Genomic DNA, 26,361 nt, shown 5'->3' on the forward strand with positions numbered 1-26,361 from the left:
ATTTGATGCCATGAAGATTCGTTCACAAGTGGGGATGGTCCTGAACCTGGACAAGTGCATCGGTTGCCACACCTGCTCGATCACCTGCAAGAACGTCTGGACCAGCCGCGAAGGCATGGAATACGCCTGGTTCAACAACGTCGAGACCAAACCCGGCATCGGCTACCCGAAGGAATGGGAGAACCAGGACAAGTGGAAGGGCGGCTGGGTGCGCAACGCCGACGGCTCGATCAACCCGCGCATCGGCGGCAAGTTCCGGGTGCTGGCGAATATCTTCGCCAACCCCGACCTGCCGAGCATCGACGACTACTACGAGCCGTTCGACTTCGACTACCAGCAGTTGCACACCGCGCCGCTGGGCAAGCACCAGCCGGTGGCGCGACCGCGCTCGCTGATCTCCGGCCAGCGCATGGAGAAGATCGAGTGGGGGCCGAACTGGGAGGAAATCCTCGGCACCGAATTCGCCAAGCGGCGCAAGGACAAGAACTTCGACAAGATCCAGGCCGATATCTACGGCCAGTACGAAAACACCTTCATGATGTACCTGCCGCGCCTGTGCGAGCACTGCCTGAATCCGGCGTGCGCGGCCTCCTGCCCGAGCGGGGCGATCTACAAGCGCGAGGAAGACGGCATCGTCCTCATCGACCAGGAGAAGTGCCGCGGCTGGCGCATGTGCATCAGCGGCTGCCCGTACAAGAAGATCTACTTCAACTGGAAGAGCGGCAAGTCTGAGAAGTGCATCTTCTGCTTCCCACGGATCGAGGCCGGCATGCCCACCGTCTGCGCCGAAACCTGCGTCGGGCGCATCCGTTATCTCGGCGTGCTGCTCTACGACGCCGACCGCATCGCTGAGGTGGCCAGCACGCCGAACGAGCAGGACCTCTACGAAAAACAGCTGGAGATGTTCCTCGACCCCTTCGATCCGAAGGTCATCGAGCAGGCGCTCAACGATGGCGTGCCGATGTCGGTGATCGAGGCCGCGCAGAAATCCCCCGTCTACAAGATGGCGGTGGACTGGAAGCTGGCCCTGCCGCTGCACCCCGAATACCGCACCCTGCCGATGGTCTGGTACGTGCCGCCGCTGTCGCCGATCCAGAACGCCGCCCAGGCCGGGCAGATCGGCATGGACGGCGTGCTGCCGGACGTCGACAGCCTGCGCATTCCGCTGCGCTACCTGGCCAACCTGCTCACCGCCGGCGATGAAAAGCCGGTCAGGCACGCGCTCAGGCGCCTGCTGGCGATGCGCGCCTACAAGCGTGCCGAGCAGGTCGAGGGCATCAAGGACATGGCGATTCTGGAAAGCGTCGGGCTGAGCCTGGAACAGGTCGAGGACATGTACCGCTACCTGGCCATCGCCAACTACGAAGACCGCTACGTGATCCCCAGCGCGCATCGCGAGGAGGCCATGAGCGACGCCTTCGCCGAACGCTCCGGTTGCGGTTTCAGTTTCGGTAGCGGCTGCAGCGGGGCTTCGGACACCAATATGTTCGGTGCGAAGAAGGCCAACCGCCGCGACGTGATCAAGACCGTGCAGTTGTGGGAGGACTGAACATGCAGATCCTGAAAGTGATTTCCCTGTTGCTCGACTATCCCGATGAATGTCTGCGCGAGGCACGCGCCGAACTGGCCGAGGCCATCGATGCGGCTCGCGAGATCAGCCCGCAGCTGCGTACCGCGCTGCGGGTGCTGCTCGACGAGCTGAGCGAAGGCGAGCTGATGGACGCGCAGGAGCGCTACACCGATCTGTTCGACAAGGGCCGCGCGCTGTCGCTGCTGCTGTTCGAGCACGTGCACGGCGAGTCGCGCGACCGCGGCCAGGCCATGGTCGACCTGATGGCCCAGTACGAAGCCGCCGGCTTCGCCATCGGCGTGCGCGAGCTGCCCGATTACATCCCGCTGTACCTCGAATACCTCGCCACCCGCGAGGCGCTGGAGGCGCGCGAGGGGCTGGCCGACGTCGCGCATCTGCTGGCGTTGCTGGCAGCGCGCCTGGAAGAGCGCGAAAGCCCGCACGCGGCCTGTTTCCACGCGCTGCTGCAGATCGCCGGCGAGCCGCTGCAGGAGACGCTGGCCGGTCTGCGCGAGCAGGTTGCCGCAGAGCAGCGCGACGACTCGCTGGAGGCGCTGGACCGGGTCTGGGAAGAAGAACAGGTGAACTTCCTCCAGGCCGAACAGCAGGATCGCTGCCCATCGATGTCGAGCGGGCCGGGCAAGGCCCGCGAGGAAAGCCCGGTGCCGCTGCACTGGACCGATTTCAAGCATGACGGGCAGGCCGCCGCGCTGGCCCAGGAGGTGCGCTGATGTCCAACTTCAATTTCCTGCTGTTCGGGGTCTATCCCTACATCGCCCTGGCTATCTGCCTGATCGGCAGCTGGGCGCGTTTCGACCTGTCGCAGTACAGCTGGAAGGCCGGTTCCAGCCAGATGCTGCAACCCAGGGGCATGCGCCTGGCGAGCAACCTGTTCCATATCGGGATCATCTTCGTCCTGTGTGGCCACTTCGTCGGTCTGCTGATGCCCGAAGCCCTTTATCACCACTTCATCAGCAGTGCCGACAAGCAGTTGCTGGCGATGGTCTCGGGTGGCTTCTTCGGCATCCTCTGCCTGATCGGCCTGGTGATGCTGCTCCATCGGCGGCTGACCGATGCGCGCGTGCGCGCCAGCTCCAGCCGCAGCGACGTGATGATCCTGCTGGTGCTGCTGGCGCAACTGGTGCTGGGGCTGCTGACCATCGTCGCCTCCACCGGCCACATGGACGGTGCAGTGATGGTGCTGCTGGGCAACTGGGCGCAGGGCGTCGTTACCCTGCAGCCGGTGGCGGCCGCCGAGGCCATCGCCTCGGTGTCGCTGATGTACAAGCTGCACGTATTCCTCGGCGTCACCCTGTTCGTGCTGTTTCCCTTCACCCGCCTGGTGCATATCGTCAGCGCGCCGGTGTGGTACCTGGGGCGGCGCTACCAGATCGTCCGCCAGAAGGGCGTCAAGCCGGCCACGCCGCGCCCGCAGCGTCCGCGTACCTACGAAGCACCTGCGCGCGAAATCACCACGCCGAGCGCAGTGCCCGGCTACGCCGCGACAGACAGCAAGAGCCCGGTATGAGCTTTGGGCGGCTGGCGCCTGGTGCGCCCGCCGTCATGGCTGATCCGCGCCAACGTGCAAAAACTTCAGTGAGGTAATCGTCATGGCTTGTGGATGTGGTGGAAGCGCGGGAGGAGGCGGCTGCGGTGGTGGCGCACGCCCGGAAGTCGAGGTGCCGGATGACGCCGCGCTGTTCGAGGAACTGCTGCCTGCAGGGGACGTGGAGACCGGTGAGGCGTTGCTGATCGCAAGCAGCGAGCAGGAATGGCCACGGGTACGGGTCAATGGCGTGGAGATCGCGACACAGGCCATCGCCCAGGAGTTGCAGTATCACCCTGCGGCAAGCCGCGATGAGGCCGTCTATCTGGCGGTCCAGGCACTGGTGCTGCGCGAGCTGTTGCAGCAGCGCATCGCCGAGCTGGGCCTGGTGGCAAGGACTGAAACCGGCGAGAGCGAGGAAGAGGCGGCCATCCGAGTGCTGATCGAGCGGGAAGTACCGCTGCCGCTGGCCGAGGAAGAGGCGTGCCGCACGTATTACACGGGCAATGCGCAGCGCTTTTTCAGTGCGCCCTTGCTCGCCGTGCGGCACATTCTGCTGGCCTGCCCGGCGGATGACGCCGAGGCGCGCAGCCTGGCCCGTGAGCAGGCGCTGGAACTGCTCGGGCAACTGGGGCAGGCGCCGCAGCGCTTCGCCGAACTGGCGTTGCAGCATTCCGCCTGCCCGTCGAAGGCGCAGGGCGGCGCACTGGGCCAGATCAGCAAGGGCCAGACCGTGCCGGAATTCGAATGCCAATTGTTCCGCCTGCCGGTCGGTTTATGTCAGCAGCCGCTGGAAAGCCGTTATGGCTACCATCTGGTGTTCGTCGACCAACGCCTCGACGGCGAGCAACTGCCCTACGAGGCGGTGGCCGGCTCGATCCGCGCCGAACTCAACCAGCGCGTCTGGCAGATCGGCGTCGCCCAGTACCTGCAGAATCTGGTGGGTGTGGCGAGCATCGAGGGCATCCATATGCAGGGGGCGGAAACGCCGTTGATGCAGTGAAGCCGCTGAAGGCTGGAGGCTGGACGAGGATGCCGCTTTTTCGTCCAGCCTTCAGCCTTCAGCCTTCAGCCCTAAGAGCGCTCAATCCGGGATTCTTGCGATGACTCAACTACGCGACGCCCATGACCGCCCCATCGACTACCTGCGCCTGTCGGTGACCGACCGCTGTGATTTCCGCTGCGTCTACTGCATGGCCGAGGACATGGCCTTTCTGCCGCGCCAGCAGGTGCTCGGGCTGGAGGAGCTGGAGCGCATCGCGCGGATCTTCGTCGGTCTGGGGGTGAAGAAGATCCGTCTCACCGGCGGCGAGCCGCTGGTGCGTCAGGGCATCGTCGGCCTGTGCGAGCGCATCGCCGCGCTGCCGGGGCTGCGCGAACTGGTGATGACCACCAACGGCTCGCAACTGGTGAAGCTCGCCGCCCCCCTGGCGCGGGCGGGCGTGAAACGTCTGAATATCAGCCTGGATAGCCTCGACGCGGCGAGATTCCACGCCATCACCCGCACCGGTGAACTGCGTCAGGTGCTCGACGGCATCGCTGCCGCGCGCGCCGCCGGCTTCGAGCGGATCAAGCTCAACGCGGTGGTGATGAAAGGGCGCAACGCCGGGGAAGTCGCCGACCTGGTGGATTTCGCCATCGCCAGCGGACTGGATATCAGTTTTATCGAGGAAATGCCGCTGGGTGAGGTCGGCCGTTTGCGTGGCGAGGGCTTCTGCTCCAGCGACGAGGTGCGCGCGCTGATCGCCGCTCGCCACGCACTGATCGATTCAGCCGAACACAGCGGCGGACCGGCGCGCTACGTGCGCCTGCCGGAGCATCCGCAGACGCGCATCGGGTTTATCTCGCCGCATTCGCACAACTTCTGCGCCACCTGCAACCGTGTGCGGCTGACCGTCGAAGGCCGTCTGCTGCTGTGCCTGGGGCACGAGCACTCCGTCGATCTGCGCGCGCTGCTGCGTCGTCACCCGACCCGCGACCAGCCGCTGATCGACGCCATCCACGCCGCGCTGCAGCGCAAGCCGCTGCGCCATGAATTCTCCAGCAGCGGCGAGGTTCAGGTGCTGCGCTTCATGAATGCCAGCGGGGGTTGAAAGGGAAAATGCCAGCGACTCGGGCCATGCCCGCGAAGCCCGGTTCGGGCAGCGGCGCGGCTGCCTTTCGCGAGCATGGCTCGTTCCTACAAGACGTGCAGTGTGTAGCCCGGATCAGCCGCAGGCGTAATCCGGATGCGTGGCTGCGGCCTGGTGCCGCAGTTACCTCGAAAGGGGGTGGGCGTTGGCCGTCGCCGGGTGCAGTCTGTAGGCCGATGATTCTTCCCGGAGAGCTTTTATGGCACACCTCAATACCGACCAATTCCAGCCACTGGGCATTGCCGTTCTGACCGTCAGCGATACCCGCACGTCCGACACCGACACCTCGGGCAATACCCTGGTCGATGCGCTGCGAGGCGCCGGGCACCATCTCGTCGAGCGGGGGCTGGTGATTGACGACATCTGGCAGATTCGCGCCCGGCTCGCCGTCTGGATCGCCGATCCACAGGTGCAGGTGGTGCTGATCAGCGGTGGTACCGGCTTTACCGCACGGGACAACACGCCGCAGGCGGTGGCGCCGCTGCTGGACAGGCAGGTCGATGGTTTCGGCGAGCTGTTCCGCCAGGTTTCAGTGGCCGAGATCGGCACCTCGGCGCTGCAGTCGCGTGCCCTGGCCGGGATCAGCAACGGCACTCTGGTGTGCTGCCTGCCGGGCTCGCCGAATGCCTGCCGCACGGCCTGGGAAAGGATTCTCGGCGAACAGCTCGACAGCCGTACCGGGCCGTGCAACTTCGTCGCGCACCTGCAGGCAGCGGTCGCTGGCCAGCCCGACCGCTGCTGTGGGCCACGCTCATGAACCCCTGTGGCTGCGACGGCGACAATCTGCGCCCGGTGGATGAAGCCATCGACGAATTGCTGAAGCGGGCGCCGGCGTTGCCGCCGGTCGAACACGTCGCCCTCCCGGATGCCCTGGGGCGGGTACTGGCCGAGCCGCTGGTGGCGCCCTTTGCCGTGCCGGCCTGGGACAACAGCGCCATGGATGGCTATGCGTTGCGTGCCGCCGACCTGCCGGCAGCGGGTGGGTGTTTGTCGCTGGCCGGTCGTATCGCCGCCGGTGACCTGGCCGATGAGCGCCTGCCGAGCGGTCATGCCGTGCGCATCTTCACCGGCGCGCCGCTGCCGCCCGGTGCCGATACGGTCGTGCCGCAGGAGCTGTGCCGGGTCGATGGCGAGGGCGTATGGCTGCCGGCGGTCAGGCCGGGTGAGCATGTGCGGCGCAAGGGCGAAGAGCGGCAGGCGGGCACGCGGGTGCTGGACGCGGGGCAGCGCCTGCGACCGCAAGAACTTGGCCTGTTGGCGAGCTGCGGCGTCGCCCGCGTCGCGGTCTACCGGCGTCTGCGCATCGGCCTGCTGTCCAGCGGCAACGAGCTGCGCGAGCCCGGAGAGCCGCTGGGCGCCGGGCAGATCTACAACTCCAACCGCTATTGCCTGCTCGGCGTGTTGCGCAGCCTCGGACTGGAGGTGCATGACTACCCGATTCTCATCGACGAACTGGCGGCCAGCCGCGACGCGCTGGCGCTGGCCGCCTCGGAGTGGGACATCCTCATCACCTCCGGCGGCGTTTCGGTGGGCGAGGAGGACCATCTCAAGCAGGCCATTCGCGAACTGGGCGAACTGCATCTGTGGCGTCTGGCGATCCAGCCGGGCAAGCCGCTGGCTTTCGGCGAGGTGGCGGGCAAGCCCTGGATCGGCCTGCCGGGCAATCCGGCGGCGGCGCTGATCACCTCGCTGGTGGTGGCGCGGCCTTTTCTGCTGCGCGCCCAGGGGCTGCGCGAGGTCCTGCCCAAGCCATTGCAACTGGTGGCCGGGTTCGACTGGAGCAAGGCCAACGGTCGTCGGCAGTATCTGCGTGCGCGGCTGGAGAATGTCGATGGCCAGACGCGCGTCTGCCTGCATGGGCGTCAGGGGTCGGCGATGCTCACCTCGGCCAGCTGGGCCGAAGGGCTGGCCATCGTCGAATGCAACCGTACGCTGGAAGAGGGTGAGACGGTGGAGTATCTGCCGTTCAGCGAACTGCTCGGCTGATACATGAAAACGCCCGGTCGATGACGGGTCGACCGGGCGTTTTCGTGTCTGCGCGTCAGGCCTGGTGGCGCTGCGGCAGCATGCGCAACAGGGTGCCGTCACGGCGCACGTAATGGTGGAACAGCGCCGCTGCGGCGTGCAGGCCGATCAGCCAGTAACCGGCTAACGCCAGCGTTTCGTGCAGTTCCTTGAACTGGCCGGCCAGGTCCTTGTTGGCACCGATCAGCGCCGGCAGCTGGAGGCCGAAGAAGGGGATCGGCTTCTCCGCCGCGCTCAGCGTCAGCCAACCGAGCAGCGGCAGGCCGATCATCAGACCGTACAGCGCCAGGTGCATCAGCTTGGCCAGCGCGCGTTCCCAACCGGCCCCGGCGACCGCCTTCGGCGCCGGATGTATCCAGCGCGCAATCAGGCGCAGCCAGACCAGCGCGAAGATCGTCAGCCCGAGCATGAAGTGCCAGTGCTTGAGCAGTTCGCGCGGTTCGCTGCCCTTGGCGAAGTTGCCCTTGAGTTCGATGGTCGCGTAGACCGCTGCGATCAATAGCAGCATCAGCCAGTGCAGGGCGATGCTCAGGCGACCGTAGCGTGCCAGTGGGTTCGATGTAGTCATTTCACACACTCCGGTTGAGGAAATGCGCGTATTATCGACCGCTTCGATTACGCGAAACTTAATCCCGTGCCGGCGTACCCGTGGCGAGCTGTCGCGGTGAGCGCTGCTAGCGCCTGACGAGCAACACCCCGGATTCCATGTGATGGGTCCAGGGAAACTGGTCGAACAGCGCGCAGCGTTCGATGCGGTGGGTGTCGGCCAGCTGGGCGATGTTCTGCGCCAGCGTCTCCGGATTGCAGGAGATATAGAGGATGCGCTCGAAGCGCCGCGTCAGTTCGCAGGTGTCCGGGTCCATGCCGGCGCGCGGCGGGTCGACGAAGACGCTGCCGAAGGCGTAGCTTTTCAGGTCGATGCCGGCCAGGCGGCGGAACGGGCGCACCTCGTTCAGCGCCTGGGTCAGCTCTTCGGCGGAGAGGCGCACCAGACTGACGTTGTCGATGCCATTGTCGGCCAGGTTGTGCAGGGCGGCATTCACCGAAGACTTGCTGATCTCGGTGGCCAGCACCTTGCGCACGCGGGTGGCCAGCGGCAGGGTGAAATTGCCGTTGCCGCAATACAGTTCCAGCAGATCATCGTCACGCTCGCCCAGCGCCGCGAAAGCCCAGTCGAGCATCTTCTGGCAGACCTCGCCGTTGGGCTGGGTGAAGGCGCCTTCCGGCTGGCGATAGCGGAAGGTGCGACCGGCCACTCGCAGTTCCTCTTCCACATAGTCGCGACCGATGACGATGCGCTTGCCACGCGAGCGCCCGACGAGGCTGACGCCCAGGTTCGCCGCCAACCGCTCGGCCTCGGCCTGCCAGGCATCGTCCAGCGGGCGGTGATAAGCCAGGGTGATCAAGGCATCGCCGGCCAGGGTGGTGAGGAATTCCACCTGGAACAGCTTGAAGGAAAGCGTTTCGCTGGCCTGCCAGGCGGCCTTGAGCTGCGGCATCAGTTGGTTGATGCGACGGCTGGCGATGGGGAAGTCGTCGATCAGGATCGGCGTGCGATTGTCGCCCGGCTCGAACATCGCGTAGTGGCGCTGGCCGTCCTCGCGCCACAGGCGAAACTCGGTACGCAGCCGGTAGTGCTCGCGCGGCGAATCGAAGACCTCCGGCGCCGGTGCGTCGAAGGGCGCCAGCAGCTCGCGCAGCCGCTCGGCCTTGGCGGTGAGTTGAGTGTCGTAGGTGGCGGGGTCGAATGGCGGACGGCTCATGAAAACTCTTCGAGGTGGCAAAAATATTCGTAGGGTGGCTGATCTTTCCCATCCACCTTCTGCAGGACCAGATGGATGAAGGGGCATCTGCAGGCAACGTCAGCCAGCGAACCAGCCCAGCTTGATCACGAACAGGATCGACAGAATCCACATGGCCGGGCTCAGTTCGCGCCAGCGACCGGCCAGCAGCTTGACCGCTGTCCAGGCGATGAAGCCGAAGGCGATACCGTTGGCGATGGAGAAGGTCAGCGGCATGGCCAGCGCGGCGACCACCACCGGCGCGGCGACGGTCATGTCGTCCCAGTCGATGCCGGCCAGGCTGCTCATCATCAGCACGGCGACGAACAGCAGCGCCGGTGCGGTGGCATAGGCCGGCACGGCGCCGGCCAGCGGCGCGAAGAACAGGCTGAGCAGGAACAGCGCGGCGACCACGCAGGCGGTCAGGCCGGTGCGCCCGCCGGTACTGATGCCCGCGGCGGACTCGATGTAGCTGGTGGTGGTCGAGGTGCCCAGCGCGGCACCGGCCATGGTGGCGGTGCTGTCGGCCAGCAGGGCGCGACCCAGGCGCGGCATCCTGCCGTCCTTGTCCAGCAGGTTGGCCTTCTGTGCGACGCCGATCAGAGTGCCGGAGGTGTCGAACAGATCGACGAAGAGAAAGGCGAAGATCACGCTGATCAGGCCGATATCCAGCGCGCCGGCGATATCCAGCTGCATGAAGGTCGGCGCCAGGGATGGCGGCATCGAGACCACGGCATCCAGCTTCGACAGCCCGAACAGGATCGACAGGCCGGTGACCAGCAATATGCCGATCATCACCGCGCCGGTGACGCGGCGATAGGCCAGCGCGGCGATGACGAAGAAGCCCAGGCAGGCCAGCAGCGGGCCGCCGGCGCTGAGGTCGCCCAGGCCCACCAGGGTGGCGGGGTTGTCGACGACGATGCCGGCATTCTTCAGCGCGATGATCGCCAGGAACAGGCCGATACCCGCGGCGATGCCGGCACGCAGGGCCAGGGGAATGCTGTTGATGATCCACTCACGGATCTTGAAGATCGACAGCAGGAAGAAGATCGCACCCGAAAGAAACACCGCACCCAGCGCGGTCTGCCAGGTGTAGCCCATGGTCAGCACCACGGTGTAGGTGAAGAAAGCGTTCAGGCCCATGCCTGGTGCGAGTGCGATGGGGTAATTGGCGACCAGCCCCATGATCACCGAGCCGATGGCGCCGGCCAGGCAGGTGGCGACGAATACCGCGCCGTGATCCATGCCGGTTTCGGCGAGGATGCTCGGATTGACGAAGAGGATGTAGGCCATCGTCAGGAAGGTCGTGATACCGGCCAGGATCTCGGTGCGCACGTTGGTGTTGTGCGCCTTGAGTTGGAACAGCTTTTCCAGCATGTGAATCCCCTTGTGTGCCGGTCGTGGCCTGGCATCTGGTGCGCTTCGGCAATTGGCGTAACGTGGTTGCCTGCTACACAGCAAAGCCCATCGCCGGGCCGGTGGCAAAAAAAGCCCCGCATCTTACACCGGCGGCACGCTCGGTTGAATTTCCGGATCACCGCAGGCCGCTGAACGTTTTCGCCCGCGCTTCAGTCGTAACCAGGTACGCCTAAACCGTGAGGCTGCCATGAGCGAAGCGACCTGCACCCTTTCCCTCCATTTGAACGGCCAGCAGCATCAGTTGGAGGTCCATCCCTGGACGACTCTGCTCGACCTGCTGCGCGAACGGCTCGACCTGACCGGCACCAAGAAGGGCTGCGATCACGGCCAGTGCGGCGCCTGCACGGTGCTGCTCGATGGCAAGCGCATCAACAGCTGCCTGACCCTGGCGGTGATGCACGACGGCGCGCGGCTGACCACCATCGAAGGCCTGGCCGAGGGCGACCAGCTGCACCCGATGCAGGCCGCCTTCGTCCGCCACGATGCCTTCCAGTGCGGCTATTGCACGCCGGGGCAGATCTGTTCGGCGGTGGGCCTGGCCGGCGAGAACCGCGCCCATGATCGGGACGAGATTCGCGAGCTGATGAGCGGCAACCTCTGCCGCTGCGGCGCCTACCCGAACATCCTCGCGGCGGTGGAAGAAGCCCTGCCGGCCAGCCGCCAGCGGTTGCAGGAGAAAGCGCCATGACGCCTTTCAGCTATGCCCGACCGGAGCGGATCGAGGAGGCGCTGGCGCTGGCCGGGCCAGACAGCCGCTACATCGCCGGTGGCACCAACCTGCTCGACCTGATGAAGGAAAACGTCCTGCAGCCGCGCCAGCTGATCGACATCAACCGCCTGCCGCTGCGTGCGATCGAGGAAACGCCGGAAGGCGGGCTGATGATCGGTGCGCTGGTGAGCAATGCCGATCTGGCCTGGAACCGGCAGATCGAGCAGCGCTATCCCTTGCTGGCCAAGGCGATTCTGGCCGGCGCCTCGCCGCAGCTGCGCAATATGGCCAGCACCGGCGGCAACCTGCTGCAGCGCACGCGCTGCTACTACTTCTACGACACCGGCACGCCGTGCAACAAACGCGAGCCGGGCTCCGGTTGCCCGGCGCGGGACGGACTCAACCGCATCCACGCGATTCTCGGCGCCAGCGAGGCCTGCGTCGCGGTGCATCCGTCGGACATGTGCGTGGCCCTGGCCGCCCTGGAGGCGCAGGTGCACGTGCAGGGGCCGCACGGCAAACGGCGCATCGCCATGGCCGACTTCCACCGGCTGCCGGGTGAGCGGCCCGAAGCCGACAACAACCTGGGCGAAGGCGAATTGATTACCGCGGTGGAGCTGCCGCCGACGGGCTTCGCGCCGCATTGCGCCTACCTCAAGCTGCGCGACCGTGCCTCCTATGCCTTCGCCCTGGTCTCGGTGGCCGCCGCGCTGGAACTGGATGGCACCACTATCAAGGCTGCGCGGCTGGCGCTCGGCGGCGTTGCCCACAAGCCCTGGCGCATCGAGGCCGCCGAACTGGCGCTGTGCGGCAAGCCGGCCGAGGAGGCGAACTTCGCCGTCGCGGCCGACCTGCTGCTGGACGGCGCCCAGCCGCTCGAACACAACGCCTTCAAGCCCGAACTCGCACGCCGCGCCATCATCCGTGCGTTTGGCGAGGCCGCCCGAGGAACCGTCCGATGAATACCTTCAGCTCGCCGGTCGGCCAGCCGCTGGATCGCGTCGATGGCCCGCTCAAGGTCACCGGCCAGGCCCGTTACGCCGCCGAATTCGGCACGCCGCACCTGCTGCATGGCAGCGTGGTGTCGAGCACCATCGCCCGTGGTCGCGTGCGCAGCATCGATAGCAGCGAAGCCGAGGCGCTGCCGGGCGTGGTGCTGGTGCTGACTCACCAGAACCGCCCGCCCATCGCCAGCTACGACGAACCCTACGCAGACGACGATGCCGCCGAGGGCTCGCCGTTCCGCCCGCTGTACAACGACCGCGTGCTCTACAGCGGCCAGCCGCTGGCGCTGGTGGTGGCCGAAAGCCTGGAGCTGGCGCGCCACGCCGGTTCGCTGGTGCGCATCGAATATGACAGCGAGCCGCACCAGACCGACCTGCTCGCCGCGCGCGGCCAGGCCCAGGAAGCGCCCGCTGAAACCCCGGAGCCGCGCGGCGATTTCGCCGGTGCCTTCGCCGCTGCGCCGCACAAGATCGAGCAGGAATACGTCACCCCGGTGGAGCATCACAACCCCATGGAGATGCACGCCAGCACCGTGCATTACCAGCCGGGCGGGGACCTGCTGATTCACGAGAAGACCCAGGGTGTGCAGAACTGCCAGCGTTATGTCGAGGACGTGTTCGGCCTCAAGGGGCGGATCCGCGTGCTGTCGCCTTTCGTCGGCGGCGCCTTCGGCTCCGGCCTGCGCCCGCAGTACCAGTTACCGCTGGCGGTGATGGCCGCACTCAAGCTCAAGCGCTCGGTGCGCGTGGTGCTGACCCGTCAGCAGATGTTCACCTTCGGCTACCGCCCGCGCAGCATTCAGCATTTGTCTCTGGCGGCCAGCGAGACCGGGCAATTGCAGGCGGTGGGGCACAGTGCCATCGGTCAGACCTCGCGCTTCGAGGACTTCACCGAGCACGAGGTGGAGTGGTCGGGAATGCTCTACCGCTGCGACAACGTCTCGCTGGACTACCGCCTCGCGCCGCTCGACGTGTTCACCCCGATCGACATGCGCGCGCCCGGTGCAACCCTTGGCGTCTACGCGCTGGAATGCGCGATGGACGAGCTGGCCCATGCGAGCGGCATCGATCCGCTGCAGCTGCGCCTGGTCAACTTCGCCGAGCGCAACGGCAACCAGGACAAACCCTATTCCAGCAAGGAGTTGCGCGCCTGCTACGCGCAGGGCGCCGAACGCTTCGGCTGGGCGCGCCGCTCGATGGAACCGCGCAGCATGCGCGAAGGCCATGAGCTGATCGGCTGGGGCATGGCCACCGGCGTCTGGGAAGCCATGCAGATGCCGGCCAGCGCCAAGGCCTGCCTCGAACCGGACGGCCGGCTGGTGGTCAGCAGCGCTACCGCTGACATCGGCACCGGCACCTACACGGTGATGACCCAGATCGCGGCGGCCGCCATGGGTGTGGCGCTGGACAAGGTGGAGTTCCGCCTCGGCGATTCGAGCCTGCCCCAGGCCCCGCTGGAAGGCGGTTCGGCCACGGTGTCCTCGGTGGGCAGCGCCGTGCAGCAGGCCTGCGCGCTGCTACGGGCGAAAGTGCTGGATGCGGTGCAGCAGTTCCCCGGTTCGCCCTTCACCGGTGCGAGCCTGGACGACGTAACCTTCGTCGAGGGCCGGCTGCTGCTCAAGCGCGATCCGACCGTTCACGTCGACCTCGGCGAGGTGATGCGCAGCAACGGCACCCTCGAAGCCGAAGCACGGGTCGAACCCGGCGAGAAGCGCAAGGCATGGGCCACGGCCACGCATTCGGCGGTGTTCGTCGAAGTGCGCGTCGACGAGGCGCTGGGCACGATCAGGGTCGCGCGGGTGGTCAGCGCCATCGCGGCGGGGCGCGTCGTCAATCCCAAGACCGCCGGCAACCAGATCGTCGGCGGCGTGGTCTGGGGGATCGGCATGGCGCTGCAGGAGGAGACGCTGATCGACCATCGGCTGGGGCGCTACATGAACCACAACCTCGCCGAGTATCACGTTCCGGTGCAGACCGATATTCCCGATATCGAGGTGATCTTCGTCGAGGAAGAGGACAGCGTGGTCAACGACCTCGGGTCCAAGGGCGTGGGCGAAATCGGCATCATCGGCGTCGCCGCGGCGGTGGCCAATGCTATTTATCATGCGACCGGCAGGCGGGTGAGGGATTTGCCGATCACGCTGGACAAACTGTTGTGAGGGCGGTCGGTAGGGCGTATTGATCAGGTTGGTGCCGGTTCTGCAGACAGAGGGCGCGGGTGTTTGCCCTTCAAGCCCCGCCCCGTAAAACCAGCCGTCTGAGCAGAAGCTTCCGCACCGGCACTATCGCCCGCTCCTGCGCCACCACGCACAGTACGATGGTCAGCCCCAGATACAACGGATAGAACCCCAGCGCCAGCGACTGCTCGCCTGCTTGCTGCGCGCACTGCGTCCAGTCTTCCAGGCAGCTTGCGGAGAGTACTCCCAGAAGCTTTTCCGAACGCGAGAACAGAATGAAGATCGGCACGTGCAGCACGAACAGCGGCAACGCCGCCGCGCCCAGCCGTTGCGACCAGCGCACGAGTACGCGGTCGTACGGCGTGGCGATCAGGGCGCAGAGCCAGATCAGGGCGAGCTGCGCAGGCAGCAGCAGACCGTTGTGCAGCAGGAAATACCAGAAGCGTTCGCCCTTCAGCAGCCAGACCGTTGCCAGAAAGCAGGCCAGCACGAATGCCCCCAGCGCCAGGCGGGTGGTGACGCCGAGCTGTCCTCCAGCCGCGCGCCATTCGCGGAACAGCCCGTAGAGCAGAATGCCGGCGAGGAATTCCGGCAGCCGCAGCAACGGCATGCGGTGCAGCAGGCCGGTATGGGGGATGCCGTAGGCCTGCTGGTGGATGACCCAGAGTGGCGGGACCAGATAGAGCAATCCGGTCGCCACCAGCCACCAGCCCTTGTGCCGCAGCCGCATCAGGCGTGGCGCCAGCAGAGGAAAGGTCAGATAGAAGAAGAACAGGGTGGAAATGGACCACAGCGGCGGGTTGAAGGTCAGATAGAGCGGATTCCAGGCCTGCAGCATGAACAGCTGCAGGACGAAGTTGAACGCCAGCTCGCGGTCGTTCATGAAGTGTTCGAGGGCGTCCCGCGACGCGCCGGCGAGGTCCTCGTTGGTGTCGTACACCACGAAGCGCAGGCTGGCCTTGGCATCGTCCGGCGGGATACCGAGATTGGCGATGATGGCCAGCACGAGGGCAGTCAACAGCAATGAGAAAAGGTGCAGCGGGTAGAGATTGGCCAGGCGCTTGCCGAGGAAGCTGCGGGCCGGTTCGCGCATCTCGCCCTGGCGGCAATAGACATGCGCCAGCAGGAAGCCGGAGAGCACGAAGAAGCTGCTGGTGGCAAAGAAGCCCACACCGGTCAGGTCCGCCAGCCAGGAGGGTTCGTCATCCACGTAGGCGTGCACGGTGTGGAACAGCACCACATAGATGGCGAGCAGAAAGCGCAGCCACTCCAGCCCGATGAAATGTTCCTTGCTTGGCACTACTGCTCTCCCTCGTCGGTCGGTGCGGCATTGCTGCATACGACTCGCACCGGCGGCCAGCGTTGCGCGTGTGCCGGTCGGTCGGTTCTTCCGCACCGTTGCCCGTGTCGATGGTCCGATGTCGAGTGTTCGACAACAGATGAGCCCGGAATCCCATGTTTTTTCGACGTCCGCTTCGTTTACCGGCGATCCCTGCCAGGACTGTCCTGGCGGCGCTGCTGTTCGGCACGGTTTCCTCCAGCGCGGTTGCGCAGGAAGGTTTCGAATGGAGCGAACCCTTTCTCGCGCGCATCGCCCAGGTGGACGAGCAGACGCCCGGTCGGCTCGGGGTCTACGTCAAGGACATGGAGACGGGCATTTCCATCTCCTATCATGGCGAGGAACCCTGGTACCTGGCATCCACCGTCAAGGTGCCGGTCGCCATTACCGTGATGCGGCAGATCGAAGAAGGCGCACTGAGCCTGGAAACGACGGTGCCGCTGCTGGTAACCGATTATGTCGACGGCGCCGGCGCGACCAACGGCTTCGCAGCGGGCACGGCGCTCAGCGTCCACTTCCTGATGGAGCAGATGCTGATCCACAGCGACAACACCGCCAGCGACATGCTGATTCGCCTGGTCGGTCTGGAACGGGTCAATGCGGTCACCCGCGAGCTGGTGCCCGAGGGGTTCGGCCCGATCACCAGCCTGGCTGACGTCCGTCGGCGGGTCTACAGCGAACTGCACCCGGCTGCCCAGGGGTTGTCCGGGAACGATTTCCTGGCCCTCAAGCGGCAGCCGAGCGAGGCGGGACGTCTGACGCTGCTGGCTCGGCTGCTCGGCGTGGAGCGGCGTGCGCTGGTTCCCATCAGCCTGGGCGAAGCCTACGAGCGCTACTACGCGACGCCGTACAACTCGGCCACCTTGAAAGCCTATGGCGACCTGTTGTCAGCCCTGGATGCGGGAACGGCACTGAATCCGGTGAGTACCCAGTACCTGCTGGGTGTCATGCGCCGCGCACAGACCGGCGCCCTGCGAATCAAGGCGGGATTGCCGCCGAAGGTCGGTTTTGCGCACAAGACCGGCACCCAGCGGGCACGCATCTGCGACGCCGGATTGATCGACCAGCCCTCGACAGATCCCGCCGATACCTCTACGCGCCTGGTGGTCATCGCCTGCGTCCGGGAAGTCGCCTCCACCCCCAAGGCGGAGCGGGCTCTGCGCGGGACCGGCGAGGCTGTGGTAGCGACCGGGTTGATACGCCGATGAACAGGCTGATCGCGCTGCCGGTGCTGCTGGTCCTGAGCTGCGGCCTGTCGGCCTGCACCGACGAGGCTTCGGCGACCTGGAAGAGCGGCCTCGAGGAGGAACTGCGGCGTATCGACGACGAGGCGCCTGGCGATCTCGGCGTGTATATCAAGCACCTGGGCGACGACGCTCGGCTGCTCTACAACGCCGAGCGCTTCTGGTACCTCAGTTCAGCGGTAAAGGTGCCTATCGCGGTCGCGCTGCTGCAGAGCATCGACGACGGCGAGCACAGCCTGGACGAGCGACTGTCGCTGCAGGCAGGCGACAAGGTGGACGGCTCCGGCGACCTGGTGTGGCAGGACGATGGCGTCGATTATTCGCTGAGTGACCTGCTCACGGAAATGCTGATCGAAAGCGACAACACGGCGGCCAACATGCTGATCCGCCTGCTCGGCGAGGACGAGCTCAACCAGCGTACGCGCAGGAACATGGGGGGCGACGGCTTCGAACGCATCACCACCTTCACCCAGGTACGCCGCGACGTTTATGGGGAAGTGCATCCGGATGCCAGCGAACTGGAGAACATCCAGTTGGTGGAACTCGCTGGCGCGCGCTTCAGCGAGCCGCGCTACGAAGCGCTGGTCAAGGTGCTGCAGCTGGAGCGCAGCGAACTGAAGGCGGCCAGCATGGAGGAGGCCTATGCGCGCTACTACGCGCGCAAGCTGAATTCCAGCACCCTGGTGGCCTATGGCGCGCTGCTGGAGAAACTCGTGCGCGGCGAGCTGCTCTCGGAGGCCAGCCGCGACGTGCTCTATGCCGACATGAAGATCGACTCCTACGACAACTACCGCCTCGAAGCCGGTCTGCCCGAAGACGTGCCCTTCATTCACAAGACCGGGACCCAGCTGGAGCGCGCCTGCCATGCCGGCGTCATCGAGCCGCGGGACGAGACGCGCGCGATCGTCGTGGTGGCCTGCGCCGAAGGGCTCGATGAGAGCAAGGAGGCCGGGCGCCTGTTCGAGCAGGTCGGGCAGGCCATCACCCAGGCGTTGCTGCGCGCCGACTCGGAGGGTAATTGAGGGGCTCCACTGTAGAGCGAGCCATGCTAGCGAACCCGGCCAACGCAAGAGCCTCGCGGGCATGGCCCGCTCCTGCATAAGCAAGCGCCAATACCTTCAGGATGTCCGGGTGGCCTTGAGGATCACGAACTTCGGCGTGGCGCCGACCTGCTCGGCATTGCCAAACAGCCGCTTGAGCTTGAGGTGGTAGCCCAGGTGGCGGTTGCCGACGATCCATAGCTCGCCGCCCTTGGCCAGGGCCGCCTTGGCCTGGGTGAACATGCGCCAGGCGAGGAAATCGCCGATCACCTGCTGCTGGTGGAAGGGCGGGTTGCACAGCACCAGGTCCAGCGAGGCCGGCGGCTGTTCGGCCAGGCCATCGCCGGCGCGGATATCGGCTGGGCGATCGCCATGGATCATCTGCCAGTTTTCCCGTGCCGACTGCACCGCCATGTAGCTCTCGTCCACCAGTGTCAGCTGCGCCTGTGGGTTGTGCAGGGCGTAAACGATGCCCAGTACGCCGTTGCCGCAGCCCAGATCCGCGACACGCAGATCGCCCAGCGCCTGGGGCAGGTGCGGCAGGAAGGCGCGGGTGCCGATGTCCAGACCCTCGCGGCAGAACAGGTTGGCGTGGTTGAGAAGCTCCAGATGCGGCTCGTCCAGGTGGTAGCGCGTCGGGTAGGGCGAAACCGGTGCGGGCTTGTCCACGGGCGTGGCGAACAGCAGGCGCGCCTTCTTCATCGCCAGGGAGGCCTGCACCGGGCCGATGTACTTCTCCAGCAGATCGCCGGCGGCACGCGGCAGGTGCTTGATCATCGCCGCGGCAACGACCTGGGTGCCAGGCGCCAGCTGGCCCCGCAGGCGAATCAGCTGCTCCTCCAGCAGGGCCAGGGTCTTGGGCACGCGGATCAGGACGAAATCGAACGGGCCGCTGGCGACCTGGCTGGCGGGCAGGAAGGCGACGCTGTCGTCCGGCAGGCCGTTGCGCGCCAGGTTCTTCTGCAAGGCCAGGTATGCCAGGTGGGAGTCGCCGCTGCTGGTCACCCGCACATGGGGCGCCAGCGAGGCGGCCAGCGCGCCGAAGCCGTCATTGAGCACCAGCATCCGCGCGTCCGATGCCAGGCGCTGCTGGTGCAGGTGCGCGAGCAGGTATTCGTCGGCGGCATCGAAGGCCTGCAGCGGCTCGCTGACCTGCTCCGGCTGACGGATCAGGTCGAGACAGGCGAAGGGCGTTTCAAGAATAGGCATAGGAACTGGCGGTGTTTGTCGGTGGCGGATTGGAGTATCAATGGGTACAGACGTCGGGAGGTTGCGATTGGCCGGCCCGGCTGTGTTTGCAGAGGGAGTGAAGTATGACCGTCAGCGAAGAGAAGTTCACCCGTCAGCGTCTGCTCGAGGTGCAGACGCTGACGCCCAGCCTGTTCACCTTGCGTACCACGCGCGACCCGGGTTTTCGCTTCACTGCCGGGCAGTTCGCGCGGCTGGGGGTGCGCAAGCCCAGTGGCTCCATCGTCTGGCGCGCCTATTCGATGGTGTCCGCGCCGCACGACGAGTTTCTCGATTTCTTTTCCATCGTGGTGCCCGATGGCGAGTTTACCAGCGAGCTGAGTCGTCTCGAACCCGGCGGCGAGCTGTTGATCGACAAGCAGGCGTTCGGTTTTCTGACCCTCGACCGTTTTCCCGACGGGCGCGATCTCTGGCTGCTGGCTACCGGCACGGGGCTGGCGCCGTTCCTGTCGATCCTGCAGGATTTCGAAGTGTGGCAGCGCTTCGAGCGCATCGTGCTGGTCTACAGCGCGCGCACGGAGTCGGAGCTGGCCTATCAGCAGCTGATCCGCGAATTGCCGGAGCGTGAATATCTGGAAGGGCTGGGCAGCAAGCTGACCTATCTGCCGGTCGTCACCCGCGAGCAGGTGTCTGGCACCCTGAATGGACGCATCACCAAGCTGATCGAAACCGGCGAACTGGAGCGCGCCGCCGATCTGAAGCTGGAGCCCGAGCATTCGCGCATCATGCTCTGTGGTAACCCGCAGATGATCGAAGACACCCGTCAGGTGCTCAAGAGTCGCGATCTCAACCTCGCACTGACCCGCAGGCCGGGACAGGTGGCGGTGGAAAATTATTGGTAGCGGGACGTTGTATTACGCCTTCGGAAACCCGGATTACGCCTTCGGCTAATCCAGGCTACGTGTAGGTCGGGTCACGCTTCAACGGCCCGACAGGTGGAGGTAGGGGCTGGCATACACTGGCCAGCCTCCAGAAACGAAAAGCCCCCACCGGGCGATCCGGCAGGGGCTTTTTGCTTCCAGCTTCAGGCTTCCAGCTGCCTTACACGACGCCCTGCGCCAGCATGGCGTCAGCGACCTTGACGAAGCCGGCGATGTTGGCGCCTTTCACGTAGTTGATCCGTCCGTCTTCTTCGCCGTAGGCGACGCAGGCGTGATGGATCGATTGCATGATGCTGTGCAGCTTGGTGTCCACCTCGCCAGCGGTCCAGTGCAGGCGCATGGCGTTCTGGCTCATCTCCAGACCGCTACAGGCCACGCCGCCGGCATTGGATGCCTTGCCCGGTGCGTAGAGGATGCCGGCTTCGAGGAACAGGTCCACGGCTTCCAGCGTCGATGGCATGTTGGCGCCTTCGGCTACACAGGTGCAGCCGTTCCTGAGCAGGGTGCGGGCGTCCTCGCCGTCCAGTTCGTTCTGGGTGGCGCAGGGCAGGGCGATGTCGCAGGGCAGGCTCCAGGGACGCTGATCGGGCATGTAGGTGATGCCGTAATGGGCGCCCATTTCCTCCAGGCGACCGCGACGGACGTTCTTCAGGTCCATCAGGTATTCCCACTGCTCTTCACTCAGGCCGTCAGGGAAGTGCAGGGTGCCGCCCGAGTCGGACAGCGAAATGACCCGGCCGCCCAGTTCCATGACCTTTTGCGCGGCATATTGCGCCACGTTGCCGGAGCCGGAGATGGAGACGCGCTTGCCTTCGAAGCTGTTGCGAGTGTTCTTGAGCATTTCCTCTGCGAAGTACACGCAGCCGTAGCCGGTGGCTTCCGGGCGGATCAGGCTGCCCCCGTAGGCCAGGCCCTTGCCGGTGAGTACCGAGGTGAACTGGTTGGACAGGCGCTTGTACTGGCCGAAGAGGAAGCCGATTTCGCGGCCACCAACACCGATGTCGCCCGCCGGGACGTCGAGGTCGGCACCGATGTGGCGGTACAGTTCAGTCATGAACGACTGGCAGAAGCGCATGACTTCGTTGTCGCTCTTGCCCTTGGGGTTGAAATCCGAACCGCCCTTGCCGCCGCCCATGGGCAGCGAGGTCAGGGAATTCTTGAAAACCTGCTCGAAGGCCAGGAACTTGAGCACGCCGATATTGACTGAAGGATGAAAGCGCAGGCCACCCTTGTAGGGGCCGATGGCGCTGTTCATCTGGATGCGGAAGCCGCGATTGACCTGGACCCGACCTTGGTCGTCGACCCATGGCACGCGGAACATGATCGCCCGCTCCGGCTCGACCATGCGTTCGATGATGCCGGCCTGCATGTAGTGCGGGTTGGCTTCGAGGAATGGCCAGAGGCTGCGAACGACTTCTTCCACGGCCTGATGGAATTCGGGTTGATGGGGGTCACGTTGCCTCAACCGGGCGAGAAAGGCATCAACTGTTTCGATCATCTGAAAGGCCCTCGGATACAGCCCATTAGGCAGTCATTAAATTTTTTTGGCCGGCGACTTTAGCAAACAAGTTTTGCTCGGCGAAAGTGCGAGCTGAGCGGAAGGTGTCACTTTCCACTGCCCGCTGAGCGCAAACAGGTTGTTTTGACGTCGCTGAAAAGGGGCAGGCGTCAACGGTTTTCTGCCTTTTGGCGGCATGGAGCAGTACGAATGATTGTTGTCATCATGGGTGTTTCCGGAAGCGGCAAGACCACCATCGGCGAACGGCTTGCAGCCCGCCTGGGATGCGGCTTCTCGGACGCCGACCAGTATCACGGGGCGGCTAACAAGGCGAAAATGGCCAGGGGAATCGCACTGACCGACGAAGACCGTGAGCCCTGGCTACAGGCGATGCACGCGGCCATCGTCGAGCGGGCTCGCCAGGGTAATGATCACGTATTTGCCTGCTCGGCTCTCAAGCGTCGGTATCGCGACGTGCTGCGCGGAAATGTCGCAGAGGTGATGCTGGTATTCCTGCACGGGCCGGCTGAAATCCTGGCTGAGCGGGTCGGTAGCCGCCGAGGGCATTTTTTCGACCCCGCGCTGCTGGCCGACCAGTTGGCCGTACTTGAGCCACCCGAGGCGGACGAAGCACTGTCAGTGGATATCCGCATGACACCGGATGAGATTGTCGAGCGCATCGTCCAGGCGCTGGCGGCGCGAAAGGCGGTACTCAGTAAAGACGGCACGGAGCGACATGATCCGTAGGGCCGAATTCATTCGGTCAGTGCCTCGCCTGCCCAACGGTCGAGCAGGTTCGGCCCTGCGACGTCCGGGTTACTCGGCCCGCTCGCAACGATCACGGCCAGCCCGCTTGGCGCGCATCAGGGCTGCGTCGGCTCGGTTGATGGTGCTGGAATAGGTTTCTTCGCCTTGCAGCTGTGCAACGCCCATGCTCGCGGTGACGCTCAGTTGATCGTCGTTCACCCGCACTACCAGCGAGGCGATGCTGGCGCCCAGGCGCTGCATGACCCGCTCAGCGGTATCAAGGGTGCTTTCCGGCATCAGGATGAGAAACTCCTCGCCACCCCAGCGACCGCACAGGTCCTGCTCGCGGATTTCCGCCTCCATCACGCGCACCACCTCCACCAGCACACTGTCGCCGACTTCGTGGCCATGGCCATCGTTGATCACTTTGAAACGGTCGATATCCAGCATGGCGATGGACAGGGGACGATCATAGCGTCTGGCGCGCTCGACCTCATCGCGCAGGCGTTCGGTCAGCAGCCGGCGATTGGCGATGCCGGTCAGCGCGTCATGGGTGGACGCCTCGCGCAACGAGATATTCAGATCCTGCATCATGCGCTGATAGCGGTCGGAGATGCGCGCAATTTTCTCTACCTGGCGCAGTTGCTTCTCGAACCGTGCGGACAGGGAAAGTTCGCGTTCGCGGGCGAGACTCTGATAGCCGTCGGAAACCCGCGCGATGCGTTCGAGGCGCTCGATCAGCTCGTGGTGAACGCTCCATAACTGGCTCAGTGCTTCTTTCAGCGGGTGGCCTTCATGCTGCGCGTCGGCGAGGAGTTTGCTGACCTGTAGTTCGAGCGGAGTTGGCCCACGCATATAGACTTCCGCTAGTTGTGGCTGAGGATGGAAAAGGGAAAGGTGCAGTCTTCCTTGAATTCTTCGGCCAGCTCGACCACGCGTTCGTTCTGCTGGTCGTAGTGCCAGTTGACGGCGACGGCCTTGCCCTGCTGGTGCGCGGCCTCAAGCAGATCGAAGATATCCATCATCGCCTTGATGCTGCTGGTGTTGAGATACAGCAGGCGTAATTCGAGACTGAGCGGGCGTTCTGCTTCGGCGAGGAAGCGTTCGATCCACTCGAAAACCTGATGAAAGAGTTCATAGGAGTTTTCGGGGTAGGAATCGCCCTGCATCGAGACGCTGCCCGCGGCCCAGTCGGACTGGATGGCGGGAGTGGATTGACTGCCTGGAAGTGAAAAATCGTTCATGTATGACGTTACTCTACGAATTCAGATGACGGCGCTGAGGCTGACGAAACAGAGCCCGTCGCTAACGGGCTGCAGGGACGCGCGCAAGGGTTCGCTGGATTTACGGGCGATATCAATCAGCCCCAGGCCTGCGCCGGAAATCACGTGTTCGTCGCGTGGCTTGCGCAGCTGCTCCTTGTACATCGCCTTGAGTTCGGCCTTGTCCAGCTTTGCCAGTTTGTCGATGGCCGTCAGCAGTGTTGCGCCGTCAGCAGATTCGATCAGGTTGCCCGCCGAGACCACGTAGCGGCCCTGTTCATTGCGCGAAACCACCACGGTGGCGCCGGCCTGTTGATCGGACCAGTTCTTTTCGCGGGTGTAGTGGCGAATGTTCTGGGTCATCTCGATGTAGGCGGCGAATACGTCCATCGCCGAAGAGGGATGCGCGTGTTCGGCTTCCATGTAATTGCGCAGTGCATTGCCGATTTCCTCGATCAGGCTGCGCGAGATCGGGCCGTTGAAACACAGCATGATCTGCTGCTGGTTGTAGCGATCGCGCATGGCAAACAGGTCAAGAGGTTCCATGGATCACTCCGTGTGGGATTCGCTCAGTCGAACCGGAAAAACAGCATTGTAATGTCGTCGCGCTGTGGATTGTCACCCTGATAAGCGGCCAGTGCGACGCTGAAGGCCTCGCGCTGTTCAGCCAGCGGTCGGTGGGTGTTCTGACGGATCAGGGCGGTGAAGCGGTTGTTGCCAAAACCATAGCCCCGGTCACCGCCGGCCTGGTCGAGAAAGCCGTCGGTGGTCATGTAAAAGGTGCGTCCGGGGAGCAGTTCGACATCGCTGTTGTGATACTCGCCAGGCCGTTTGTCGCCGATGGCGCGGCGAGCGGCGCGGACTTCCCGCACATCGCCGCCATCACAATAGTGAAGAGCGATCTTCGCGCCCGAATAGATCACTTTGCGCTGCTGCATATCGACAAACGCCAGGCCCAGGTCCACGTTGGTCGCCAGGCCGTGGGCCTGGCCGCCTTCGTGCAGCATGCCACGCACAATGGCGTCGGTACGGGTCAGCGCAGCCGCCGGATCGTCAAGGTCGACCGTGTCGAGTGCCTGGTCGATGGCTGCATGGGCCAGCATGGTCATCAGCGCGCCGGGTACGCCGTGGCCGGCGCAATCGACGACGCCGAACAGGCAGCCTCGTTCATCCGCGCGGTACAAATAGAAATCGCCGCCCACCACGTCGCGCGGTCGCCAGAGCACCGCAAGGTTGTCGCTCATGGCCTCTGCCAGTTGCCGGTTGGGCAGGATGGCGCTCTGGATCAGGCTGGCATAGTCGATGGAGTCGTCGATCTTCTTGTGCGCAACGACCATTTCACGGTTGGCCTGCTCCAGTTCGCGGGTGCGCTCACGGACCCGGTCTTCGAGCTCGGTGGTATGTCGGCGAACCTGCTGCGCCATGGCCTCGAAGGCGGCGCTGAGTTCGCCGATTTCGTCATCTCGATCAGTGGGCAGGGGTGCGCCGTAGTGTCCGGCAGCCAGGGCCTGAGCACTGATGCGCAGATGTCGCAAGGGTTTGAGCACGCGCTTTTCCACCAGCCAGGCCACAGCGGCGATCACGGCCAGCATCAGCAGCAGAAACAGGCCGATTGCCGGCAGCAGCGGACGGATTTCCACCACCTGGGCGGTGCCCAGATCTACCGAGCTGGCCATGAACCACTGGAGTTCGGGAATCCAGCTGAGGGCCAGCAGCCGCGGACTGCCGTCGAGGCTGATTTCGAGGGTCATGACCTTGCCGGGTGCCTCGCGGCTGCTGGCCATGGCCTGGCGCAGTGCTTTGGTGTCGCTCATGTCGTCCAGCAGACCGAGCAGGTTGGTTGCCAGCGAGCGTCCGCGCGAGGTATCGGCGTTGAGCGTCACCAGGTTCTGGTTGGGGTGCACCAGGATCGAGCCGTGGGCGTCGAGTACCATGGATTCGATACCGGCCCGGTCCGAGGCGACCAGCTGGGCGATGAAGGCACTCAGGTCCACACCGGAGCCCACCAGGCCCAGGGTACGCTCGCCGTCGCGCACCGGGACATTGAACCAGACCTTCAGCTCGCCGGTAACCGCCGAGCGATCGACGTTGATCTGGTAGGGCGTATCGGATTCGAGCGCCTGATAGAACCATTCATCACGTGAACTGGCGGGCTCCAATGTATAGCGGGGCGATTGGCTTGGAGCCTGGTTGGGGCCGTTGGCGTAATAGCCATTGCTTTGCGCGGATGCGGCGAAATAAAGCTGATCTCCGAAAGACTGCTGGAAGCCGGCGGCTTCGCGGAAGAACAGTTCGCGCCACTGCGGGTCTTGTTCGTCCTTCAGCCAGGCAAGGGTGAGCTGAGAGCCTGCCAACCGTTGCGCCAGCGCCAGTTCGCGAGAGACGGGGGCGAACATGCGTTCACGGTTGAGCTGGACCAGGTTACGCGCATAGGCTTCGCCGAAACGGTTCTGGATACCGTCGAGAACCTGATGGCCAATGACGCCGGCGACCGTGAGCGCGAGCAGGCAGGTCAACAGCAGAGTCAGCAGAGACTTGCCACGCAATCCGAGTGCGGCCATGCGGGTTTTCCCTTCGCGCCTGAATGAATCATGCGTCCGTTGCGGTCGGATGATCTGGATAGGTAAATTGCACGATTATCCAGATATTCCAGCGCTTTGCCATTAGTCCAAACGGGTTAGAAGTCCGCTCCTGTTTTGTCGTGGCAGAAAAACGGCAATGACTTTACGACGAAGCCGC

General features: G+C 64.8%; 24 protein-coding genes. 14 read left to right on the top strand and 10 right to left on the bottom strand.

Features of this window, described 5'->3' with window-relative positions:
• The first annotated feature begins 10 nt into the window (after positions 1 to 10).
• From narH to ACYCFC_RS19905, 7 genes are all read left to right on the top strand, one after another.
• A complete protein-coding gene (gene narH / locus ACYCFC_RS19875; protein WP_459652669.1) occupies positions 11 to 1,549 on the top strand; it encodes a nitrate reductase subunit beta in 1,539 nt (512 codons plus the stop codon).
• Between the two features lie 2 nt (positions 1,550 to 1,551).
• Positions 1,552 to 2,301, top strand: a complete 750-nt coding sequence (gene narJ, locus ACYCFC_RS19880; RefSeq protein ID WP_459652670.1) for a nitrate reductase molybdenum cofactor assembly chaperone — start codon at positions 1,552 to 1,554, stop codon at positions 2,299 to 2,301.
• Positions 2,301 to 3,098 (top strand): respiratory nitrate reductase subunit gamma, encoded by a 798-nt coding sequence (gene narI, locus ACYCFC_RS19885; RefSeq protein WP_459652671.1) that lies wholly within the window; start codon positions 2,301 to 2,303, stop codon positions 3,096 to 3,098. The genes narJ and narI overlap by 1 nt, the downstream gene beginning before the upstream one ends.
• Before the next feature lie 82 nt (positions 3,099 to 3,180).
• A complete protein-coding gene (locus tag ACYCFC_RS19890; protein WP_459652672.1) occupies positions 3,181 to 4,119 on the top strand; it encodes a peptidylprolyl isomerase in 939 nt (312 codons plus the stop codon).
• Between the two features lie 100 nt (positions 4,120 to 4,219).
• On the top strand, positions 4,220 to 5,209 hold the full coding sequence (moaA, locus tag ACYCFC_RS19895) for a GTP 3',8-cyclase MoaA (protein WP_459652673.1): 990 nt from the start codon (positions 4,220 to 4,222) through the stop codon (positions 5,207 to 5,209).
• Between the two features lie 238 nt (positions 5,210 to 5,447).
• A complete protein-coding gene (moaB, locus tag ACYCFC_RS19900; RefSeq protein WP_459652674.1) occupies positions 5,448 to 6,005 on the top strand; it encodes a molybdenum cofactor biosynthesis protein B in 558 nt (185 codons plus the stop codon).
• Positions 6,002 to 7,234: a molybdopterin molybdotransferase MoeA gene (locus ACYCFC_RS19905; protein WP_459654034.1), complete on the top strand. Its 1,233-nt coding sequence runs from the start codon at positions 6,002 to 6,004 to the stop codon at positions 7,232 to 7,234. Before moaB ends, ACYCFC_RS19905 begins: the two co-directional genes overlap by 4 nt.
• Positions 7,235 to 7,289: 55 nt before the next feature.
• Here the strand turns inward: ACYCFC_RS19905 and ACYCFC_RS19910 are convergent, their stop codons facing one another.
• The 3 genes from ACYCFC_RS19910 to ACYCFC_RS19920 form a co-directional block, all read right to left on the bottom strand.
• Positions 7,290 to 7,841: a cytochrome b gene (locus tag ACYCFC_RS19910; protein WP_459652675.1), complete on the bottom strand. Its 552-nt coding sequence runs from the start codon at positions 7,839 to 7,841 to the stop codon at positions 7,290 to 7,292.
• Between the two features lie 106 nt (positions 7,842 to 7,947).
• Positions 7,948 to 9,036 (bottom strand): tRNA (uridine(54)-C5)-methyltransferase TrmA, encoded by a 1,089-nt coding sequence (gene trmA, locus ACYCFC_RS19915; RefSeq protein ID WP_459652676.1) that lies wholly within the window; start codon positions 9,034 to 9,036, stop codon positions 7,948 to 7,950.
• Between the two features lie 99 nt (positions 9,037 to 9,135).
• Complete coding sequence (locus ACYCFC_RS19920; RefSeq protein ID WP_181082193.1) at positions 9,136 to 10,431, bottom strand: NCS2 family permease; 1,296 nt, start codon at positions 10,429 to 10,431, stop codon at positions 9,136 to 9,138.
• Positions 10,432 to 10,660: 229 nt separating this feature from the next.
• Here ACYCFC_RS19920 and ACYCFC_RS19925 point away from each other — a divergent pair, with 229 nt between their 5' ends.
• The 3 genes from ACYCFC_RS19925 to ACYCFC_RS19935 are packed head-to-tail and all read left to right on the top strand — an operon-like array spanning position 10,661 to position 14,345.
• Positions 10,661 to 11,161 (top strand): (2Fe-2S)-binding protein, encoded by a 501-nt coding sequence (locus tag ACYCFC_RS19925; RefSeq protein WP_459652677.1) that lies wholly within the window; start codon positions 10,661 to 10,663, stop codon positions 11,159 to 11,161.
• Complete coding sequence (locus tag ACYCFC_RS19930) at positions 11,158 to 12,144, top strand: FAD binding domain-containing protein (RefSeq protein ID WP_459652678.1); 987 nt, start codon at positions 11,158 to 11,160, stop codon at positions 12,142 to 12,144. Before ACYCFC_RS19925 ends, ACYCFC_RS19930 begins: the two co-directional genes overlap by 4 nt.
• Positions 12,141 to 14,345, top strand: coding sequence for a xanthine dehydrogenase family protein molybdopterin-binding subunit (locus ACYCFC_RS19935; protein WP_459652679.1), 2,205 nt, complete (start codon positions 12,141 to 12,143; stop codon positions 14,343 to 14,345). Before ACYCFC_RS19930 ends, ACYCFC_RS19935 begins: the two co-directional genes overlap by 4 nt.
• A 70-nt stretch (positions 14,346 to 14,415) precedes the next feature.
• Here ACYCFC_RS19935 and ACYCFC_RS19940 read toward each other — a convergent pair whose 3' ends face one another.
• Complete coding sequence (locus ACYCFC_RS19940) at positions 14,416 to 15,663, bottom strand: acyltransferase family protein (protein ID WP_459652680.1); 1,248 nt, start codon at positions 15,661 to 15,663, stop codon at positions 14,416 to 14,418.
• A gap of 155 nt (positions 15,664 to 15,818) precedes the next feature.
• On the opposite strand from ACYCFC_RS19940, the gene ACYCFC_RS19945 reads away from it, so the two are divergent.
• Both ACYCFC_RS19945 and ACYCFC_RS19950 read left to right on the top strand, forming a co-directional pair.
• Positions 15,819 to 16,910, top strand: coding sequence for a serine hydrolase (locus tag ACYCFC_RS19945; protein WP_181082188.1), 1,092 nt, complete (start codon positions 15,819 to 15,821; stop codon positions 16,908 to 16,910).
• Complete coding sequence (locus ACYCFC_RS19950; protein ID WP_459652681.1) at positions 16,907 to 17,968, top strand: serine hydrolase; 1,062 nt, start codon at positions 16,907 to 16,909, stop codon at positions 17,966 to 17,968. Before ACYCFC_RS19945 ends, ACYCFC_RS19950 begins: the two co-directional genes overlap by 4 nt.
• Before the next feature lie 96 nt (positions 17,969 to 18,064).
• Here the strand turns inward: ACYCFC_RS19950 and ACYCFC_RS19955 are convergent, their stop codons facing one another.
• Positions 18,065 to 19,195 (bottom strand): methyltransferase, encoded by a 1,131-nt coding sequence (locus tag ACYCFC_RS19955; RefSeq protein WP_459652682.1) that lies wholly within the window; start codon positions 19,193 to 19,195, stop codon positions 18,065 to 18,067.
• A 104-nt stretch (positions 19,196 to 19,299) separates the two neighbouring features.
• On the opposite strand from ACYCFC_RS19955, the gene ACYCFC_RS19960 reads away from it, so the two are divergent.
• The gene (locus tag ACYCFC_RS19960) at positions 19,300 to 20,076 is read left to right on the top strand and encodes a ferredoxin--NADP reductase (RefSeq protein ID WP_459652683.1); all 777 of its coding nucleotides are present in this window, start codon (positions 19,300 to 19,302) and stop codon (positions 20,074 to 20,076) included.
• A gap of 199 nt (positions 20,077 to 20,275) precedes the next feature.
• Here ACYCFC_RS19960 and gdhA read toward each other — a convergent pair whose 3' ends face one another.
• Positions 20,276 to 21,613, bottom strand: a complete 1,338-nt coding sequence (gdhA, locus tag ACYCFC_RS19965) for an NADP-specific glutamate dehydrogenase (protein WP_181082184.1) — start codon at positions 21,611 to 21,613, stop codon at positions 20,276 to 20,278.
• 210 nt (positions 21,614 to 21,823) lie between these two features.
• Here gdhA and ACYCFC_RS19970 point away from each other — a divergent pair, with 210 nt between their 5' ends.
• A complete protein-coding gene (locus ACYCFC_RS19970; protein ID WP_459652684.1) occupies positions 21,824 to 22,360 on the top strand; it encodes a gluconokinase in 537 nt (178 codons plus the stop codon).
• Positions 22,361 to 22,429: 69 nt separating this feature from the next.
• Here the strand turns inward: ACYCFC_RS19970 and siaD are convergent, their stop codons facing one another.
• Genes siaD through siaA form a run of 4 tightly spaced genes read right to left on the bottom strand, consistent with a single transcriptional unit; the run spans position 22,430 to position 26,183 of the window.
• Positions 22,430 to 23,215, bottom strand: coding sequence for a biofilm regulation diguanylate cyclase SiaD (siaD, locus tag ACYCFC_RS19975; protein ID WP_181082182.1), 786 nt, complete (start codon positions 23,213 to 23,215; stop codon positions 22,430 to 22,432).
• Positions 23,216 to 23,226: 11 nt separating this feature from the next.
• A complete protein-coding gene (siaC, locus tag ACYCFC_RS19980; protein WP_181082181.1) occupies positions 23,227 to 23,604 on the bottom strand; it encodes a biofilm regulation phosphoprotein SiaC in 378 nt (125 codons plus the stop codon).
• Positions 23,605 to 23,625: 21 nt separating this feature from the next.
• Positions 23,626 to 24,168, bottom strand: coding sequence for a biofilm regulation protein kinase SiaB (siaB, locus tag ACYCFC_RS19985; RefSeq protein ID WP_181082180.1), 543 nt, complete (start codon positions 24,166 to 24,168; stop codon positions 23,626 to 23,628).
• 23 nt (positions 24,169 to 24,191) lie between these two features.
• The gene (gene siaA / locus ACYCFC_RS19990; RefSeq protein ID WP_459652685.1) at positions 24,192 to 26,183 is read right to left on the bottom strand and encodes a biofilm regulation protein phosphatase SiaA; all 1,992 of its coding nucleotides are present in this window, start codon (positions 26,181 to 26,183) and stop codon (positions 24,192 to 24,194) included.
• Positions 26,184 to 26,361 lie beyond the last annotated feature (178 nt).

This window comes from Stutzerimonas sp. NM35 (genome assembly GCF_054604355.1).

What these genes read in the sequence shown, in the direction of transcription:
- narH (WP_459652669.1), top strand. Translation starts at nt 11, where the DNA reads ATGAAGATTCGTTCACAAGTGGGGATGGTCCTGAACCTGGACAAGTGC.
- narJ (WP_459652670.1), top strand. Translation starts at nt 1,552, where the DNA reads ATGCAGATCCTGAAAGTGATTTCCCTGTTGCTCGACTATCCCGATGAA.
- narI (WP_459652671.1), top strand. Translation starts at nt 2,301, where the DNA reads ATGTCCAACTTCAATTTCCTGCTGTTCGGGGTCTATCCCTACATCGCC.
- ACYCFC_RS19890 (WP_459652672.1), top strand. Translation starts at nt 3,181, where the DNA reads ATGGCTTGTGGATGTGGTGGAAGCGCGGGAGGAGGCGGCTGCGGTGGT.
- moaA (WP_459652673.1), top strand. Translation starts at nt 4,220, where the DNA reads ATGACTCAACTACGCGACGCCCATGACCGCCCCATCGACTACCTGCGC.
- moaB (WP_459652674.1), top strand. Translation starts at nt 5,448, where the DNA reads ATGGCACACCTCAATACCGACCAATTCCAGCCACTGGGCATTGCCGTT.
- ACYCFC_RS19905 (WP_459654034.1), top strand. Translation starts at nt 6,002, where the DNA reads ATGAACCCCTGTGGCTGCGACGGCGACAATCTGCGCCCGGTGGATGAA.
- ACYCFC_RS19910 (WP_459652675.1), bottom strand. Translation starts at nt 7,841, where the DNA reads ATGACTACATCGAACCCACTGGCACGCTACGGTCGCCTGAGCATCGCC.
- trmA (WP_459652676.1), bottom strand. Translation starts at nt 9,036, where the DNA reads ATGAGCCGTCCGCCATTCGACCCCGCCACCTACGACACTCAACTCACC.
- ACYCFC_RS19920 (WP_181082193.1), bottom strand. Translation starts at nt 10,431, where the DNA reads ATGCTGGAAAAGCTGTTCCAACTCAAGGCGCACAACACCAACGTGCGC.
- ACYCFC_RS19925 (WP_459652677.1), top strand. Translation starts at nt 10,661, where the DNA reads ATGAGCGAAGCGACCTGCACCCTTTCCCTCCATTTGAACGGCCAGCAG.
- ACYCFC_RS19930 (WP_459652678.1), top strand. Translation starts at nt 11,158, where the DNA reads ATGACGCCTTTCAGCTATGCCCGACCGGAGCGGATCGAGGAGGCGCTG.
- ACYCFC_RS19935 (WP_459652679.1), top strand. Translation starts at nt 12,141, where the DNA reads ATGAATACCTTCAGCTCGCCGGTCGGCCAGCCGCTGGATCGCGTCGAT.
- ACYCFC_RS19945 (WP_181082188.1), top strand. Translation starts at nt 15,819, where the DNA reads ATGTTTTTTCGACGTCCGCTTCGTTTACCGGCGATCCCTGCCAGGACT.
- ACYCFC_RS19950 (WP_459652681.1), top strand. Translation starts at nt 16,907, where the DNA reads ATGAACAGGCTGATCGCGCTGCCGGTGCTGCTGGTCCTGAGCTGCGGC.
- ACYCFC_RS19955 (WP_459652682.1), bottom strand. Translation starts at nt 19,195, where the DNA reads ATGCCTATTCTTGAAACGCCCTTCGCCTGTCTCGACCTGATCCGTCAG.
- ACYCFC_RS19960 (WP_459652683.1), top strand. Translation starts at nt 19,300, where the DNA reads ATGACCGTCAGCGAAGAGAAGTTCACCCGTCAGCGTCTGCTCGAGGTG.
- gdhA (WP_181082184.1), bottom strand. Translation starts at nt 21,613, where the DNA reads ATGATCGAAACAGTTGATGCCTTTCTCGCCCGGTTGAGGCAACGTGAC.
- ACYCFC_RS19970 (WP_459652684.1), top strand. Translation starts at nt 21,824, where the DNA reads ATGATTGTTGTCATCATGGGTGTTTCCGGAAGCGGCAAGACCACCATC.
- siaD (WP_181082182.1), bottom strand. Translation starts at nt 23,215, where the DNA reads ATGCGTGGGCCAACTCCGCTCGAACTACAGGTCAGCAAACTCCTCGCC.
- siaC (WP_181082181.1), bottom strand. Translation starts at nt 23,604, where the DNA reads ATGAACGATTTTTCACTTCCAGGCAGTCAATCCACTCCCGCCATCCAG.
- siaB (WP_181082180.1), bottom strand. Translation starts at nt 24,168, where the DNA reads ATGGAACCTCTTGACCTGTTTGCCATGCGCGATCGCTACAACCAGCAG.
- siaA (WP_459652685.1), bottom strand. Translation starts at nt 26,183, where the DNA reads ATGGCCGCACTCGGATTGCGTGGCAAGTCTCTGCTGACTCTGCTGTTG.